General features: G+C 70.1%; 1 protein-coding gene. It reads left to right on the top strand.

Annotation, left to right across the window (positions count from 1 at the left end; all coding sequences use genetic code 11):
• Positions 1-18051 (top strand): hypothetical protein (locus AC1DY2_RS03880; RefSeq protein WP_476761206.1); only part of this gene is annotated, 18051 nt, incomplete at both ends.

Genomic DNA, 18051 nt, shown 5'->3' with positions numbered 1-18051 from the left:
GCCGGAGGGCTCGTCGGCGTCGGCGCCGCGGTCGGCATCGCCCTCCTCGACAAGAACACGCAGGCCTTCCTCGGTGCCGGCTCCGTCGTCGACGCGCTCGCCACCGGCTCGGGGCTGCCCGACGTCTACAGCGGCACCATCGTCGGCAACGGCTTCGGCCGCTACGGCGCGGGCGCCCCGTTCCACGGCGTCGCGGTGCAGGCCTACTCCTCGGAAGACATCTTCGGGCTCGTGCCCGCGATCGGCGGCGGCTTCGTCGGTGTCGCCGGCGGCATCGCCGTCACCCTGCTCCACGTCGTCGTGAAGGCGTTCATCGGCGGCGGCTCGCAGGTGAACCTCGACTCCGGGGCATCCGCATCGCAGAGCGTCAACGTCTCGGCGGTCGACCGCTTCAAGTCCCTCACCATCGCGGGCGGCGCGGCCGGTGGCTTCGTCGGCGTCGCGGGCGGCATCGACATCGGCATCGCCGACACGAGCGTGCAGGCCTCGATCGGCTCGGGCGCGACGGTGAAGGCCAACGACGACGTCGAGGTGTTCGCCCTCTCGATCAAGGACGTCAGCTCGATCGCCGTGAGCATCGCCGGCGGCGCGGTGGGTCTCGCGATCTCGCTCTCGATCTGGGCGATCGGCACCCAGCAGTCGGGCACCTACCACCAGGCCGACGGCGGGCCGTTCCGCGGCGAGTTCTCGGCCGCCACCGCGGGCGACGTGAACCTCTTCTACCGCAAGGGCGACGTGGTCACCTCCGGCGGCAAGCGCTGGGCGGCGACGCAGGAGCACGCGACGAGCACGCCGGGCACCGACGGCCAGTGGCAGGGCGAGACGGATGCCGCGCCCACCGCCAAGGACAACACCGACGAGGCCGACGACATCGCGAAGGGCGACGGCGGCTACAAGGACGCCCTCGGCGGCACCACCAGCACCCGCACGTACGCCGCGTGGAACGCCGCGACCTCGTACGACATGGACGACGCGAACTCGTACGTGACCTTCAACGGCCACAAGTACCGCGCGAAGGTGCACGCCACGACGGTCGACGCGAACCCCGAGGCCACGCCGAGCGAGTGGATCATGGTCGACGGCGAGGAGAAGACCAACGACCGCGTCTCGGCCGCCATGGCGGGCGCCTCCTCGGGCATCGCCGGGGCAGCCCCGACGAACGGCCTCACCGCGAGCGCCCTCGGCACCCCGCCGAGCGACGGCACCACGGCGAGCATCGACGGACTCGTGACGGCGGGCCACTCGGTGCGGGTCTGGGCGATCGACGACCTGCAGGTGCTCGGCATCGCGGGCGCCATCGGCGGCGGCTTCGTCGGCGGCGGCGGCTCGGTGCTCGTGCTCAACATCCGCAGCCGCACGGATGCCTCGATCGGCTCGACCGCGGTCATCACGGCCGGCGGCGGCGGGTCCGACGAGATCAGCGTTCGCGCGATCATGGTCGAGGACTCGCTGGCCTTCGGGCTCGCGGCAGGTGGCGGCTTCGTCGGCATCGGCGGCCAGGTCGCCGTGATCAAGGACACGGGCACCCAGCGGGCGCACATCGAGGGCGGAGCGGAGCTGCGACGGGCCGGACTCGGCATCCTCGTGGAGTCGAGCGCGAACCGCACGCTCAACGTCTACTCGATCGGCGTGGCCGTCGGCGCCGGGGCGGTCGGCTTCGCGATCGCCTACGTCAGCGTGGCCGGCGACAACCGGGCCGAGACCCTCACCGGAACCGTCGCCGTGGGCGGCGCCGGCACCGTCGGCCGCTACGTCGCGAAGGTCACCGACCACGTCACGATCGACGCCCTCGCCATCTCACTCGCCGGCGGCGCGATCGGCATCGGCGGCGTCATCACCTTCGTCGACCTCTCGGGCACCGCGGCGGCCTCGGCGGCCCCCGTCGGCACCATCGGCAGCGGCGGCGTCTCGATCACCGCCGACGGTGACCGCCACGTCACGGTGAAGACCCTGAACGTCACGATCGGGGCGTTCGCGCTCGGCGTCACCGTCGCCCGGGCGAACTCCTCGCGCAACCTCGAGGCCGTGCTCCGCGGGGCGACCACGACGACCGGCGCGGTCATCGTGCGCGCGACGGCCGACAACGAGGCGGCGGTCGTCGCCCCGGGCGGTGGTGGTGGCGGTGTCAGCGTGCAGATCCAGGTCGTGTTCGCGGTGCTCTCGGGCCACACCCTCGCCGAGATCGCCGGGAACGTGCTCACCGCCTCGAGCATCACCGTCGAGGCCGATGCCGAGAACCGGGCCACCGCCGACACGTTCATGGGCGCCATCGCCCTCATCGGCATCAGCGGCGCCTGGGCCAGCACCGAGATCACCGGCGACGCGTGGATCCGGGCACTCGTCTCGAGCGGCACGCTCTCGTCGACCGGCACCATCCGCGTGACCGCGAAGACCCACGGCGACGGCAACCTCGCCAAGAGCATCGTCGACGCCGTGTCGGGTGGGCTCATCGACCTGAAGGCCATGATCGCCCTCGCCGACGTCGACAACGAGGTGCGCGCGAGCATGAACGGCGCCATCACGAGTGCCGGCCTCGTACAGGTGACGGCGAACGCGCACAACACCGCCGAGGCGCGGGTGCTCACCGCCGCCGTGGCGCTCGCGAGCCTCGCGGTCGGCATCGCCCACGCCGAGGTCACCTCGCCCGTCTCGGCGACGGGAGCCGGTTCGATCGCGGCATCCGGTGCCGACGTCTCGTTCATCGCCACGTCGGTGAACTCGGCCACCGCGGTCTCGAACGTCATGACCATCGGCGCCTTCGCGGGCATCGCGGTCGGCGCCCCCATCGCCACGATCGCCGCACCGACCACCGCTCGCTGGGACGGCACCATCACGGCGGCCAGGAACGTCACGATCGAGGCCGACGGCACGAACACCGTGTCCGCGAAGCTCACCGCCGTCGCCGCCGGCCTCGCCGGGGTGAACGGCGGCGAGGCCACCGCGAAGATCACGAACGCCACGATCACCGCCGCCCTCGTCGGCGACCCGGCCGAGATCTCGGGCGTCACCCAGAAGCTCACCCTGTACGCCCACGCGCTGAACCGCGCGACCGCCGTCTCGGGAGGCGTCGCGTTCGGCGGCGTGAGCATCAGCACCGTCTCGCCCACCGCGATCGACAACGCGGTCACGAAGGCCGAGCTCGACGGCGACGTCGGCTCCACCCACGTCGATCCCGCCGCCGGCAAGGTCGGCGACGCGGGCGCCCTCGTCATCGAGGTCAAGGCCATCGGCAACGACGCCACCAACTCGAGCGTCGACAGCTTCTCGGTCGGCATCCTCGCCGTGAACGCCTCCACGGCCGAGGCGAACACCGCGCCCACCGTGTCGGCGCGGCTCGGCGGCGGCGAGGTCACCGCCACGCAGACCCTCACGGTGCTCGCCCAGTCGCTGACCGACGCCGACTCCTTCGCGAACGCGACCACCGGCGGGCTCATCTCGATCACCGCGGGCTTCACCGCGAAGTCGGTCGACAAGCCGACCGTCTCGGCCACCGTCACCGGCGGGTTCGCACAGGCCGGCGGACTGCTCTCGCTCACCGCGCGCCACGGCGCCGCGCTCGCCACCCTCTCCGACGGCACGATCCTCGCCATCAACTGCAACGGCGCCGACACCATCTGCTTCGCCCTCCCGCACGGCATCGACACCGGCAGCACGATCACCTACAGCGCACCGGCATCCACCGACCCCGATGTCGAGGACGGCACGATCCCGAACCCGAACGCGATCGCGGGGCTCGGCGACGGCCGCACCTACGGCGTCATCAAGGTCGACGACAACACCCTGCGCCTCGGGGTGCAGTTCAACGCGGCGGGCATCGTCTCGGTCGCCACCGCCACCCTCCACTTCCCGGGCGGGCACAACCTGCGCACCGGCGACAAGGTCGTCTACAGCTGCAACGGCGGCGGCGCACTCGGCACCCTGCCGGTCAGCGGCCTCACGTGCGGCAACGCCTACTACGTCTACGCGGTGAACGAGTTCGACCTGCGCCTCTCGACGACGCCGCTCACGCAGGCGGGCAGCACCGTCGTCTCGCTCGTGGACCCCGACGTCACCGGGGGCAGCATCTTCACCGTCGGCAGCACCGCCGGCCTCGACGGACGCGCCGTCGTCTACCACGCGCCCGCGACCATCGACTTCAAGTCGAGCCTCGTCGACATCCACACCGACGGGGCGGGCAAGCTCGACCAGAGCTCGGGCGCGATCAGCCACACCGCCTCCTGGAACACGATCTACGCCCCGAGCCACGGCGCGATCGACGACTCCGAGTGGATCTACACGGTCACGGGCGGCCCGGCGATCGGCGGCCTCTTCAACGGCCAGCACGTGTGGATCGTGCTCGAGAACATCAGCGGCTTCGGGGCCGGCGACCACATGATCCGCCTCGCCGACTCGGCCTGCCACGCGGGCATCGGCACCTACGACCCGACTCCCGGCGGACCGAACAACGCCGACAACAACACCCCGTGCAGCACGAACATCCAGATCATCGCGCTCGTCCCCGACACCTCCGTCGCCGGGCTCAAGGCCGACCACCGGCTGCGCCGCGTCGGCCACGAGTCGATCGGCCTGGTCGAAGGGAACATGTACTTCATCGACGTGCTGAGCGGCACGCAGTTCCAGCTCCTCGACGCCGCCGGCACCGTGCAGACCGGGCTCGTCGACAAGCTCGGCAGCCACCGCCTGGTCGACGAGGGCATCGCGACCGTCTCGGGCGGCACCGGCACCCAGCAGCTGTACCTCGACCTGCCGGGCGGCGCGCTCGTCGGCGCCCCGCACGTGCTMATCGGCGTCGGCGGCCCGGGCGCCCTGCTCGCCGACCTCAGCGGCACGGTGAACGGCGTGCCGAGCGCGACCTCGACGGGCATCGGCGGCGGCGGCTTCGACTTCAAGGACGTCTTCTCCGAGGTCGACGTGCGGCCCACCGTCACGGTGGACGTGCAGGGCGGCCTCCTCCGCGGCGGCTCAGTGAGGCTCAACGGCACCTCGTACGCGAACGCCGCGGTGAGCTCGGTGGCCAAGGGCGGCGGGTTCGTCGGGTTCGGCGCCGCGAACGCCAACGCCGACGTCGTGAACACCGTCACGGTCACCCTCGCCGACGGTGCCTCGATCTTCTCCTCGAGCGATGTCGAGATCACGGCCGTCGGGTTCATCACCGCGAACGGCGAGGGCGTGAACCGCACCGGCGGCCTCATCTCGGGCGCCGACACCGACATCGACCTCGAACTCGGCTTCAACGTCGCGACCCATGTCGCGGGCGACATCTTCGCCAACCGCACGGTGCTCGTCGATGCCGCCGCCGGATTCGACGCCACGGCGAACGCCTCCTCGGGTTCGGGCGGGCTCGGCACGAACGCCGACGCCAACGACGACTCGGGCCAGGGCGTGCAGGTCGGCCATGACCACGCGGCATCCGTCTCGACGACCGTGGCCGGCACGGGGAGCATCCTCGGCGGCGACATCCAGCTCTCGGCCGCCGTCGGCCGCCAGTACACGGTGAACGGCGCGAACGGCGACATCCAGGGCTCGCTGCTCGAGGCACGCGGCATCGCGCGGTCCACCGCCGACGCCTACGCGCTCGGCGCCGACTCCGACGCCGGAGCGTACGTGAAGCTCAACAGCACGGCGACGGTCAGCCTGCTGACGGGCGCGTCGGTCGAGGGCGCCGACATCTTCATCCGCGCCGCGCACGAGAACTTGAACCTGCAGGCCGACGCGAACGCGAACTGCGGCTGCGGCGGCGGCGACACCGACGCCCGCGCCGACGTGAGCGTCAGCACGACCTCCTCCGTCGTCGGCGCCGACGAGTCCGTGCTGCGCACCTCGGGCCTCCACGTTGCGGCCTACCAGTACTTCTCGAAGCTCTACGTGCACGCGCACCGCTCGGGCGGCCTGTTCGACTTCGGCAGCGCCGATGCGACCCTCGGCTACGCGCCGATCCGCGACATCCTGTGGGAGTCGACGGTCTACCTGCTCGGCGAGCCGAACCCGATCCTCATCGTCGACGCGAGCGGCACGATCATCGCGAAGACCGACAACGTCACCGTACGGTCGACGGAGTTCGGGCCGGCCCTCRGCATCGGCGACACCATCGGCGGCGGCACCATCTGGATCGACCCGATCCTCTACGACGAGCAGCCCGAGGCGCTCTTCGAGGCGAACCACCCGGCCGGCTGCACGAGCTCGTGCAACGGGGTCATCCATGGCACGCAGGGCATGTTCTTCATGCAGGAGACCTGGAACACGCTGCTCATCCGCAACTCCTCCGACAAGGCGATCTTCATCAAGGGCACGGCCGGCACGCCGAGCCAGTCGATCAACACGCTGAACTCGCACCTGACCACGACGCCCGAGGCGACCATCAACGTGTCGGTCGACAACGGCCCGCACGCGCCCCCGTCCACGCTCTGGTTCTGGAAGGTCGAGCACATCTTCCCCGCGACCGACGTGGTGATCGAGAGCCTCCGCGAGGCAGCGACGACCGGCTTCACCCTCACGATCGACGGCGACATCGTCAACACCATCGGTTCCCTGCGCATCACGAACGACCGCGGCTCCATCCTCCGGGGCGCGGATGCCGGATCCGAGACCTTCTACGCCAACCGCGTCACCCTCGATTCGGAGCTCGGCTCCATCGGCACGGTGGCCCAGCCCATCACCCTGGTGCTCGTCCAGATCACGCACACGGGCGAGGTCGGCGTTCCCGCGACACTCAAGCTCATCCACCTCGACGCAGAGGCGGGCGTCGACCTCTTCCTCGACGTGACCACGATCCGCCGCGACTCGCTCTCCGCGAACACCGCAGCGCTGAACCCGGCCATCAGCTCGATCAAGGCCGGTCACGACGCGGTCGTCATCCTCCGCGACAGCGCCGAGGGCATCGCCCCGGCCGTCGTCGGCGACGTGAACGTGCAGATCTTCACGCCCGACAACCTGCCCGGCGGCCCAGTGCTCGAGAATGTGCCGACCACCTGCTTCTTCCGTCCCGACGGCCCCGGATGCTCCGGCGGTGTCGACGCCCCCGTGATCGTGGGCGGCCAGGTCGTGCTCGTCGCCTTCGGCACCGACCTCAGCCCGCGGAAGTCGAACTACACCTTCAGCGACATCCGCGCCGGGCACAACATCGCGATCTTCCACCCGTCGGCCGCCACCGAGCTCACGGTCACCGCCTACACCGACGTGGATGCCACATGGACCGACGATGAGACGTCGGCGAGCCACGGCGTCACCGACGGCTCGGGCAAGATCGACGTGCTCACGAACGGCAGCCTCGTCGTCGTCGAGCAGAGCGGCAAGGGCGACCTGCGGGTCGGCCACATCCACGCGACCGGGCTCTGCACCGGCGCCGTCGCGACCGCGTGCGGTCAAGCGGTCATCGACGCGGATGTCACGCTCCGGTCGCCGCGCAAGATCCTCGACGCCGAGCTCGACGCCGGCATCCTCGACACCGACGACGACCGCACCTGCGTCGACGCCTACGACCTCGACTGCGCGGCCGGCACGCCGAACGGCGTCGACGTGACGGGCCGCAACATCACCCTCTTCGCCGGCGACAACCTCCTCGGCCAGCCGGGGAGCGTCTCGGGCATCGGCGGGATCGGGCTTCCCGACAACTTCCTCGAGATCCAGGTCAACGCCGTCGGCGGGCCGCTCGGCGAGCTCGACGCCTACGACACGGCGGCCGACGACGACAAGACCTTCGGCATCTTCATCGACCAGGTCGCCGGCGACCTGCAGATCGGCATCGTGCACACCGAGGGCGACGACTCGCTCTCGACCGGCAACGTGTCGCTCCGCAGCCGCGCCGGCTCGATCCTCGACGCGCAGAACGACGCGGCCGCCGATGTCATCGGCCAGACGATCGACATCGACGCCCACGGCGGCTCGATCGGGACCGCGGCGAACGACCTCGAGATCGACTCCCTCGTCGACTCGCCGTTCGCGTGCACCAACGTGAACTGCGCGAACAACCCGAACGGCACCTCGGATGCGGGTCTCGCCGCGATCGCCGACGACGTCGCGCTCGAGGCATCCGCCGGCATCTGGCTCACTGAGACCGACGGCTACCTGCGCCTGCTCTTCGCCCACGCGACCGCGGGGAACATCCGGATCACGGTGCGCGAGTCGGCCGAGCTCGACGAGGACCTCTACCTGATCCGCAACGGCAGCGCGAACTTCGCCGAGGACAACTCGACGGTGCCGGGCAACACCCCAGACCACCTGCGCGACATCCCGAACGGCACGGTGTTCGCCGAGCAGGGGAGCGTCGAGCTGCGCGTCGGCGACGACATCACGCTGCACCAGAACTCGCAGATCCTCGCCGACCTCTCGATCGATCTCCGCGGCGACTTCGGCAACCTCGACACGAACGGCACGCTCGCCGTGCCCGACCCCGAGCACGGCACCACGATGATCCTCCGCGGTCGCATCATCGCCGACTGCGTGGTCACGCTCGGCGGCACCTCCGGCTACCCGCTTGGCACCTGCGCACCGTCGGCCGCGAACCCGGTGGCCGGCCGCCAGACCAACGTCTGGGGCGGCGGCGACGTCGACCTGATCGACCTCGGCGACCCGAGCGGCCTCGACCTGGCGCAGACGACGAACGCGGCGCTCAACAAGGAGCAGCTGGGCGACCCGGGGTACATCTTCTTCGGCTCGAAGACGACGATCCACGGCAACGCGACGCTCGCCTCGGGCACCGCCGACGGCGAAGACCGCATCACGGTCTGGTACCTCCAGTCGATGAACGTCGTGACGAGCCCGACCGGACTGCAGACGGGCACCGGCGCCGGCCACACCCTGAACCTCGACGGCCAGGGCGAGAGCGACTACTACGCCGTCTACACGAACGGCAGCCACGGCAACATCCGCAACTACGTCATCAACGTGCTCGACACGGGCGCACCCGACGCGGGTATCGACGAGCTCGCGATCTACGGCTACGACAACCTCGCCGCTACCTACAACGGGTACCTGCCGGGCACGACCACGAACGCCGCGGCCGACGACATCTTCCTGCTGCGGGCGCTGAAGTGCATCGACAACGAGAGCCCGTTCGCGCTGAGCGCGGGCGTGCCGAGCGGATGCCTCACTCCCACCGAGATCGCGAACAGCCCGGCGTTCATCGCGCTCCTGGCCGGCAGCGGGGCGGCCGACGGCGGCATCGGCAGCTACCGCGACCGCATCGCCGGCAACGAGCCGAGCGCCCTCGTGCAGCGCATCAACTACGACACCGCGATCAACGGCCGCATCTCGGTCTTCGGGCAGGGCGGCAACGACGCCTTCTACGTCGACGACACGACGGCGACGATCACCCTCGACGGCGGTGCGGGCAACGACACGTTCCAGATCGGGCAGATCTTCGGCACCCAGCGCGACGGGCAGTCGGCTCCCGATGGCGGTGCGCTCCTGCCGGCCGACACCTTCCCCTCGCTCGTGCCCACGACGCGCGGCTGGCTGAGCCCGGGCACCCACGCGCCRCTGCTCGCCACGGGCGGCACAGGCAACGACCGGTTCACGGTCTACTCGAACCAGGCGGAGATCCAGCTCAACGGCGACGACCACAACGACCTGTTCGTCGTGCGGGCCTTCGCGATCGCCGCGGTCTGCGACACGAACGCCGACAACATCGCCGGCTGCGGGCTCAGCGACGTCGACTACCGTCCGGCGAACGGCGTCTTCCCGATGGATGCCGCCGATGGAGCCGACGACGGCAAGTGCGTGCTCGCGGGCGGCTATATCCGCTTCGACAACAACAACGACAACGTCTGCAACAACGCCGACGCGCACCTCACTTTCACCCACCTCGTGGGCTCGAACATCGACCTCGACAACACGATGTGGGAGGACGACGTCATCCCGCTAAACGCGAAYGGCGTCGCGGTGCCCGTGATCGGCCTCGGCTTCTCGACCTCGCGCCCGCTCGACATCCGCGCCGGCGGCGGCGAAGACGAGGTGCAGTACAACGTCAACGCCCCGGTCAACGTCGACGGCGGCACCGGCTTCGACAAGCTCGTCATCCTCGGCACCGAGTTCGCCGACGACTTCGCCATCACCGACAAGGCCATCTACGGCGGCGGCCTGAACGTGAAGTACACGACCGTCGAGATCGTCGAGATCGACGGGCTCGAGGGCGACGACCAGTTCTTCGTGCAGTCCACCGCGTACGGGGTGGCCTACCGCGTCATCGGCGGCCTCGGCTCCGACCTCATCAGCGTCACGGGCGACGTCACCGCCGACATCGTGACGCGCGAGCTCGAGGGGCTCTCGGGCGCGGTCGACCACATCGTCACGGCGCCGAACGACCCCGGCTACGACGGCCTGCCGACCGACGGCGTGCCCTACAACGTGGCCACCGGCGAGGGCGGCATCGTCGTCATCCGCGAGCACACCGGCGGCACCGCGGTGCGCGAGGGTGCGCTGGGCACCGAGGTCATCAGGAGCTACGACTCCTACACCGTCGAGCTCGCCGTGAAGCCCACCGCGAACGTCTACGTGACCGTCTCGGCGGCGTGGTCGCCGTCGCAGGAGGCGAACGGCGCCGACCTCAACCCCGCCCCGCTCGCCGACGGCATCGGCGACACGGTCTGGCTCTGCATCGGCACCGCCGACAGCCAGTGCGACGAGTTCAGCGAGTTCCAGCGGCACAAGATCGTGAACGGCGTCGTGGTCGACGAGAACGGCCGGGCGGTCGTGCTCACCTTCACCACCGTCGGCGACAACTGGAAGACCCCGCAGCGCGTCTACCTGTGGGCGGTCGACGACCCCCGCGCCGAGGGCGACCGCGTCGTGGTCATCCAGCACTCCGTCATCAGCCAGGACCTCCGGTTCAACGGCGCGGCCGTGCGCCAGGTGAACGCGCTCGTCTACGACAACGACACCCCGGGTGTCTACGCGGTGCCGGTGACGCCGGGCGGCAGCACGGTCGACGGACGCACGATCGTCATCGAGGGCAGCGCCGCGACCGAGCGCACCGACGACATCCTGCTCTCGCTCGCGAAGAAGCCGGCCGTCGGCGACACGATCTGGGTGCGCATCTGGATGGACGCCGACAGCCAGCGCCTCATCACGCTCGACTTCTCGGCGGTGCCCGCAGCTCGGTGGCAGCAGTTCTCCGACGGCAACGGCGGCACCTACTACGCCGTGAGCTTCGACTCGACGAACTGGAACGTGCCGCTTCGCATCATCGTGCACGCCCGCAACAACTCCGACCCGGGCGACCCGCTCACGGCGGTCATCAACTACCAGCTCGACACCCTGCTCACCCTTCCGGCCGCCGCAGCCGCCTACCCGTTCCCGAACCTCCGCAGCGGCCCGCAGCGCACCGACGTGCTCGTCTACGACGACGAGACCCCGAATGTTGTGTCGATCCCGACCGGCACCGACACCGTCATCATCAAGTGCGGCAACGAGGCCTGCACGATCCCCGGCGGCACCGATGGCTACACCATCCGCCTCACGAAGGCGCCGAACGGCACCGTGACGATCGCCCTCATCACCGACGGCCTCGTCGACGTGGTCTCGGTCGGCGGCGTCGCCGTCACCCCCGCCGGCTACCAGGTCGTCGGCGGCGACATCCCGAGCCGCCGCTTCCTCGGCAACCTCGGCTTCGCGGGCAACACCGTGACCCGGGCGAACGGCAGTGACCTCGGCAGCTTCGTCGACGAGGGCTTCGTCGCCGGCCAGCGCATCCGCATCTCCTCCTGCGGCGTCACCGTCTACACGATCGTGAGCGTGCCGGCCGACGGCAAGAGCCTCGTGCTGAACGCGTCGGTCGCGGGCTGCGGCTCGGGCACCGGCGCGAGCATCAACCTCCTCACCCGCTCGGGCATCTGGGACGGCACGGCGACGACCGAGTTCGTCGGCGGCGCCTGGCGCCTCGTGCGGCCGCTCTCGGGCAGCTGGCTCGCCGACGGCTTCCTCGAGGGCCAGTGGGTGCAGATCTGCCAGGGCGCCACGTGCATCCGGGCGAAGATCGCGGTCATCCGCGGCGACAATGCCGGCCACGACGAGAAGCTCGAGCTGCGGGCCTTCGGTCTCTCGGGCGACTCCCTCGCGGCATTCCTCTCGGGCGGCCAGTTCAGCGTCGTGCGCATCGCCGCGGTCGTCACGTTCACCGCCGCCGGCAACGACTTCGCCGCCGAGAAGTTCATCGAACTCGCAGCGGATGTCGCGTACAGCCAGCCGCTGCAACGCCAGGGCGTGAAGATTTTCCCGTCGTCGACGCACCTCGTCTCGAAGCTGCGCGGCCCGCTCGCCGTCGAGGGCGGTGTCACGGGCGCCGACCGTTCGCTCGAGCTCGGACTGAAGCTGCCCGGCGAGCAGGACGGCCCGCTGTTCGCGATCGCGACGCAGGCGCCCGAGACCAAGCAGATCGACATGCTGAACATCTACAACGACTCGAGCCAGGCGCACGGCCGCGGGGTCATGAACAGCACCTCGCTGACGGGCTTCGGCATGGCGAAGGACCTCGACTTCGGGCCGGCGTACGGCGGTGCCGAGGGTCAGACCTTCGGTGAACCGCAGGTCTTCCCCGGCGGCATCAGCTACGGCACCGTGCAATTCGTCGACGGCCACTTCGTGACGAACGGCGCGAAGAGCTCGATCGAGATCTTCAACCTGATGCTCGGCGTCGGCAACGACCGGTTCGACATCCAGGGCACGCTGCAGCCCGACGACGCGGTCAAGCTCACGGGCACCGTCGTGCTCGGGGCATCCGCGGGTCAATTCGGCTCGACGCATCGCCTCAGCAGGCAGACGCCGTTCGACTGGAAGGCGCAGGGTTTCCTCGTCGGCATGCCCGTGACGATCAGCGGCATGACCGGCCTCTGGAGGGTCGTCGGCTTCGGCGACGACGACCCGGGCGACACGACCGACAACACGGTCATGTACCTCAAGCTGCTCAGCGGAACGGCGGCGACCGGCACGGCGCTGCGTACGATCATCGGCACGGATGTCCCGGTGACGACGACGACCCCCGTCGTGATCACACCCAACATCTCGGGCGACGGCGGCACGGTCACCCGCTCCACCGGGAGCTGGATCGCCGACGGGTTCGTCGTGGGCCAGCTCGTCATGATCCAGGGCCTCACCGGCCAATGGCGGCTCATGGCGATCTCCGCCGACGGCAGGACCCTCACCCTGCAGCGCGGCGACGTCATCGCGGCCCCCGTGGCCGGTTCGCCGACCGTGTTCGTGCCCGGCCCGCACGGCGGCATCACCGCGGTGCACGGCGGCGGCAACTCGCCCATGCAGAACTCGTTCGCGATGGTGCGCTCGCTGCCCGGCGCCGGCGCCCCGGCCGGCACGGCGCTCGTGCTCACCCGGCTCGACGGCTTGCCGTGGGGACTCACGCCGTTCCTCGCGGGCAGCGGCTACGTCGTCGGCAACCCCTACGGCACCGGCCCGCAGCACATCCAGCTCGCCGGCGAGAGCTTCACGCGCCTGATCCTCGGCTTCGGCAACGCGCCGTGCCCCTACGCCGACCCGTTCCCGCACTGCGGCGAGGGCGCGGTCATGTACCTCTCCGGCCCGGTCTACGCCGGCCCGCTCGGTACGGTCGCGACGACGGTGCACGTGGCGAAGCCCGTGGAGGTCACGGTCACCGCGCCGATCCAGGTGCACACCGACCATCTCCTCCGCACCGACGGCGGCTCCTTCCTCACCGATGGCTTCAAGCTCGGCATGCAGGTGCGCGTCTCCGGCCTGCCAGGCGTCTACACGATCACGGCGATCTCGGCCGACGGCAAGAAGATGACCTTCGCGAACGTCGCCCTCCAGCCGACGGTGTCGCTGAACGCCGCGGGGGTCGCGGTCTGGAACGCGCCGCTGTTCACCGTCACCGGGTACGACCCGTTGCGCGACGGCGGGCTCGGCATCGGCGGCGACATCATCACCGTCTGCAACCTCGTGAACCCGATCGACGGCGTCGCGTGCGACCTCGAGCAGACGGGCGGCCCGAACTCGCCGCTCGTCGTCTACGGCGACACCTCGCAGGACGGTGTCTGGTATTCGGGCCACCCCTCCGACGTGCTCGGCATGGAGTTCGGCCCGAAGCCGTTCGACCCGTTCACGCACATCCCCGACGCCGAGAACGAGGACGACGAGTGGATGCTCGGACTCGCGCACCCCTACGACAACGCGGGCAACGACATCATCGACGCATCCGGGCTCTTCGCCCACCGCGCCGGGAACAACCTGCCGACCGTCGGCTTCTCGGCCTACGGCGGACTCGGCGACGACCTCATCATCGGCAGCCAGGCGGGCGACCACCTCGCGGGCGGCTCGGGCGACGACGAGATCCGCGGCCTCCGCGGCGTCGACCACATCTACGGCGACTCGGGCATGAACGTGAACCTCTTCACGCGGGCGCTCGACATCGCGGTCACCGACCGTTCGCCGAAGCCCTCCGTCACTGGCGCGGGGTTCCTGAACAACGGCACCACCATCCAGCCGTACCCGTCGCCGGTACGCGACGACCTCCTCGTCGCCGGTCGCGACCTGCTCTTCGGCGAGGGTGTCGGCACGGTCGCCGGCGGACCCGAGTCGGCCTACGACGACATCGTCTTCGGCGACCACGGCGCGATCGTGCAGAACGGCTCGGCCGCCTACAACACGGCCGACCCGAACCTTCCCGACCCGCGCCTGCAGCGCATCCAGACCACCGCGACCTCGACGATCAGCTCGATCGAGAGCCGCAACCTGCAGCGCGGCTCCGACGACACCATCTTCGGCGGCCTCGGGCGCGACGTGCTCGTCGGCGGCGCCGGGCACGACTCGGTCGACGGCGACGAGGCCGACGACCTCGTCTTCGGCGACAACGTCATCTTCGTGCGGACGCCTGGCGACTGGACCAGCCCGCACTTCCAGACCCTCTGCGGCACGCTCCTCTACAGCCGCACCGACCGGGTGAACGCCTGCGGCGGCGTGGTGGGCGAGGACAACTCGGGCCTCCTGCTCGTCGACGGCACCCCCCGTGCCTACCGCGACCCCGACGGGGCGCCGTGGTGGGCCGAGTACGACGTCACGAACCTCTTCCACACGTTCGCGTTCGATGAGGGCACCTCGGGCGCGGGCAGCTTCGGCAACGACTACCTCGCAGGCGGGCAGGCGCATGACGTGGTCTTCGGCCAGCTCGGCAACGACACGATCCAGGGCGACGGCGGCATCGACAGCGCCTTCGCCAGGATGACGGATGACTCGACGGTCACGTGGCACGTCGGTGCGAGCCGCACGCCCCTCGGCTGCGTGGGAGCCGTCGGCGCGATGGTCTGCGACTACACCGGCGTGCTCGTGGTCGTGCCCTCGTTCGAGGCGCTCACCGACGGCGAGGACTACCTCGAGGGCAACGCCGGGAACGACCGCATCTTCGGCAACCTCGGGCAGGACGACATCGTCGGCGGCTCGAGCGACTTCTTCAGCCTCATCAGCGCCGACCTGCGTCCCGACGGACTGCCGACCCCCGGCGCCTGGTACGGGCCGAAGGACGACCGTGGCGCCGACCTCATCTTCGGTGGCGCGGGCACGCAGATCGGCATCGACAACCAGGTCTCGGGCACGCCGAGCGTGCCCGGCCTCGACGGCGGCCTCCTCGCCGACAACACCCTGCCGGCCGACATGGACGCCCGCGACGCCGACACCATCGTCGCCGACAACGGCCGCATCATCCGCATCGTCGGCATCAACCACGTCGACGTGAACCCGTCGGGCACCGGCCAGACGCAAGCGGGCCAGCCGAACCACGTGACCTTCAACTACGACGTCGGCGGCGCCCAGCGGCTCGTGGTGCGGGGTGTGCACCTGCTCGACTACACGGTCGGCGGCCCCGACTTCATGCCGCAGAACTTCGGCCTCCCGATCGGCGCCGACTGCAACGGCTCGGCGACGCAGCCGACGTGCTCCTCGATCCTCGACACCGCCACCGGCTCGTGGAAGCTCACGCAGATCGGCGGCCGCGACGAGGTGCACGGCGAGACCGGCGACGACACGGTCTACACCGGCGCCGACCACGACGTCATCTACGGCGACGCCCAGAACGACGACCTCATCGGCGGCTGGGGCAACGACTGGATCTCGGGCGGCACGGGATCCGACGGCATCCTCGGCGACGACGGCCGCATCTTCACGAGCCGCAACACCGGATGCTCCGTCGCCTCCTCGTCCGTCTGCAACGAGGTCGCCGAGCCGCTCTACGGGATCCTGAAGTTCCGCACGGTCGACCCCGACACGAAGACGAGCCAGGGCGACGTGCTGGGCGAGTTCATCTACACCCCCGGACAGGTGCAGACCGCGACGATCAATGTGGCCGGACAGCTCGTGAAGGCGGCTGACCTCACCGTCTACAACCTCGGCCCGAACGAGAACATGAGCCAGCACCAGGTCGCGAACCAGCCCACGTTCGACGCGAACAACTCCGACGACATCATCTTCGGCGGCTGGGGCGGCGACTGGATCCACGGCGGCGCCGGCGACGACGCGATCTCGGGCGCCGAGGCGATCGGCATCGGCGGCACCTCGGGCTACGCTCAGCACTTCTCGCCGATCGGCGACCCGATCGGACTCGAGTACCTCGACTTCGCGCACCCGTGGAACCCGGGCGACGTGCTGCACTTCGGCGCCGACACGAACGCGTGGCACTCGAACAACCACAACGAGATCCGCCTCGGGGAGTTCCTCCTCTACGACGAGTACGACCCGCGGCGGGTCATCCTCTTCAACGGCGACGGCACCGTGTGGAAGGGCGGAACCGCCCCGTGGAACCGTCCGTTCTTCCTCAACAACGAGGCGCTCTCGGGGAACTGGGTGACCGCGTGCGTGGCGGTCGACAACCAAGGCACCTGCACCGCGCAGATCTCGAACCAGCCCTCCGACGGCGACGACGTGCTGTTCGGCGACCTCGGCAACGACTGGTCGGTCGGCGGCACCGGTCAGGACACGCTCTGGCCGGGCTGGGGCAACGACCTCTCCAACGCCGACGACGTGCTCACCACGAACGGCGGCCTGAACGACGTTCCCGACGGAGTGAACTCCAGCTACCAGGACCGCGTCTACGGCGGCGCCGGCCTCGACATCCTCATCGGCAACACCGGCGGCGACCGCCTGATCGACTGGGTGGGCGAGTTCAACACCTACCTCGTGCCGTTCGCGCCGTTCGGCATCGCCACCGTGAGCCGCCAGGTCGAGCCGCAGCTGCCGCTCTTCCTCTACGCCCTCTCGCGCAGCCAGGGCGCGGACCCGACGCGCGCGACCGACACCGGCGAGGACCCGGCCCGCAACGGCGAGCCCTACGGCGAGCTCGGGCTCATCACCCAGCACGACCACGGACAGTGGCAGACGCAGACCGGCGGGCCCACCGATCCGCAAGCCGGCAACATCCCGGGCGGACGCCGCGACACCCTGCGTGGTGCCGACTTCAACGACGGCACCACCCAGGGCTTCGCCACCGACTCCGGCGCGTTCTCGGTGCAGGGCGGCGTGCTCAAGGTGACGGCGGCGGGCGTCACGAACGACGCCGTCGCCGTCTGGTACTCGGACGCCTACAAGAGCGTCTACTTCGAGCTGTCGGCGAAGATCTCCATGGACAAGGCCACCGGCGGCTGGAAGGCGAACGCCTACATCGTCTTCGACTACTTCGGGCCGTTCGACTTCAAGTTCGCGGGCATCGACGAGTCGATCAACAAGATGGTCATCGGGCACCGGAACGCGAGCGGGTGGTGGGTCGACGCGCAGGGCGTGGTGCCCGGCGGCGTGCGCTCGGGCAAGTACTACGACCTCAACGTCGTGGTGAACGGGCTCATCGTCACCGTCACGATCGACGGCGGCAACGCGTTCAGCTACACGTTCGCACCGCGCCTCGTCGACGGCGACTCGGTCGCGCTCAACAAGGGGCTCGTCGGGTTCGGCTCGCAGCAGGCGCGCGGCTGGTTCGACAACATCGCGCTCACCGTGATCTCGCCCGCGATCACGGTCGACCGCACCGAGGCATTCGACGGGGCATCCGCTGCCTTCACCCCCGTCGCAGGAACGTGGTCGTCGACGCCCGGCAGGGTTACTGGG

Source organism: Agromyces sp. P1_H4, assembly GCF_056405255.1.
Note: the sequence above shows the minus strand (reverse complement) of the source record. Positions and strands in the feature narration are given on the sequence as shown.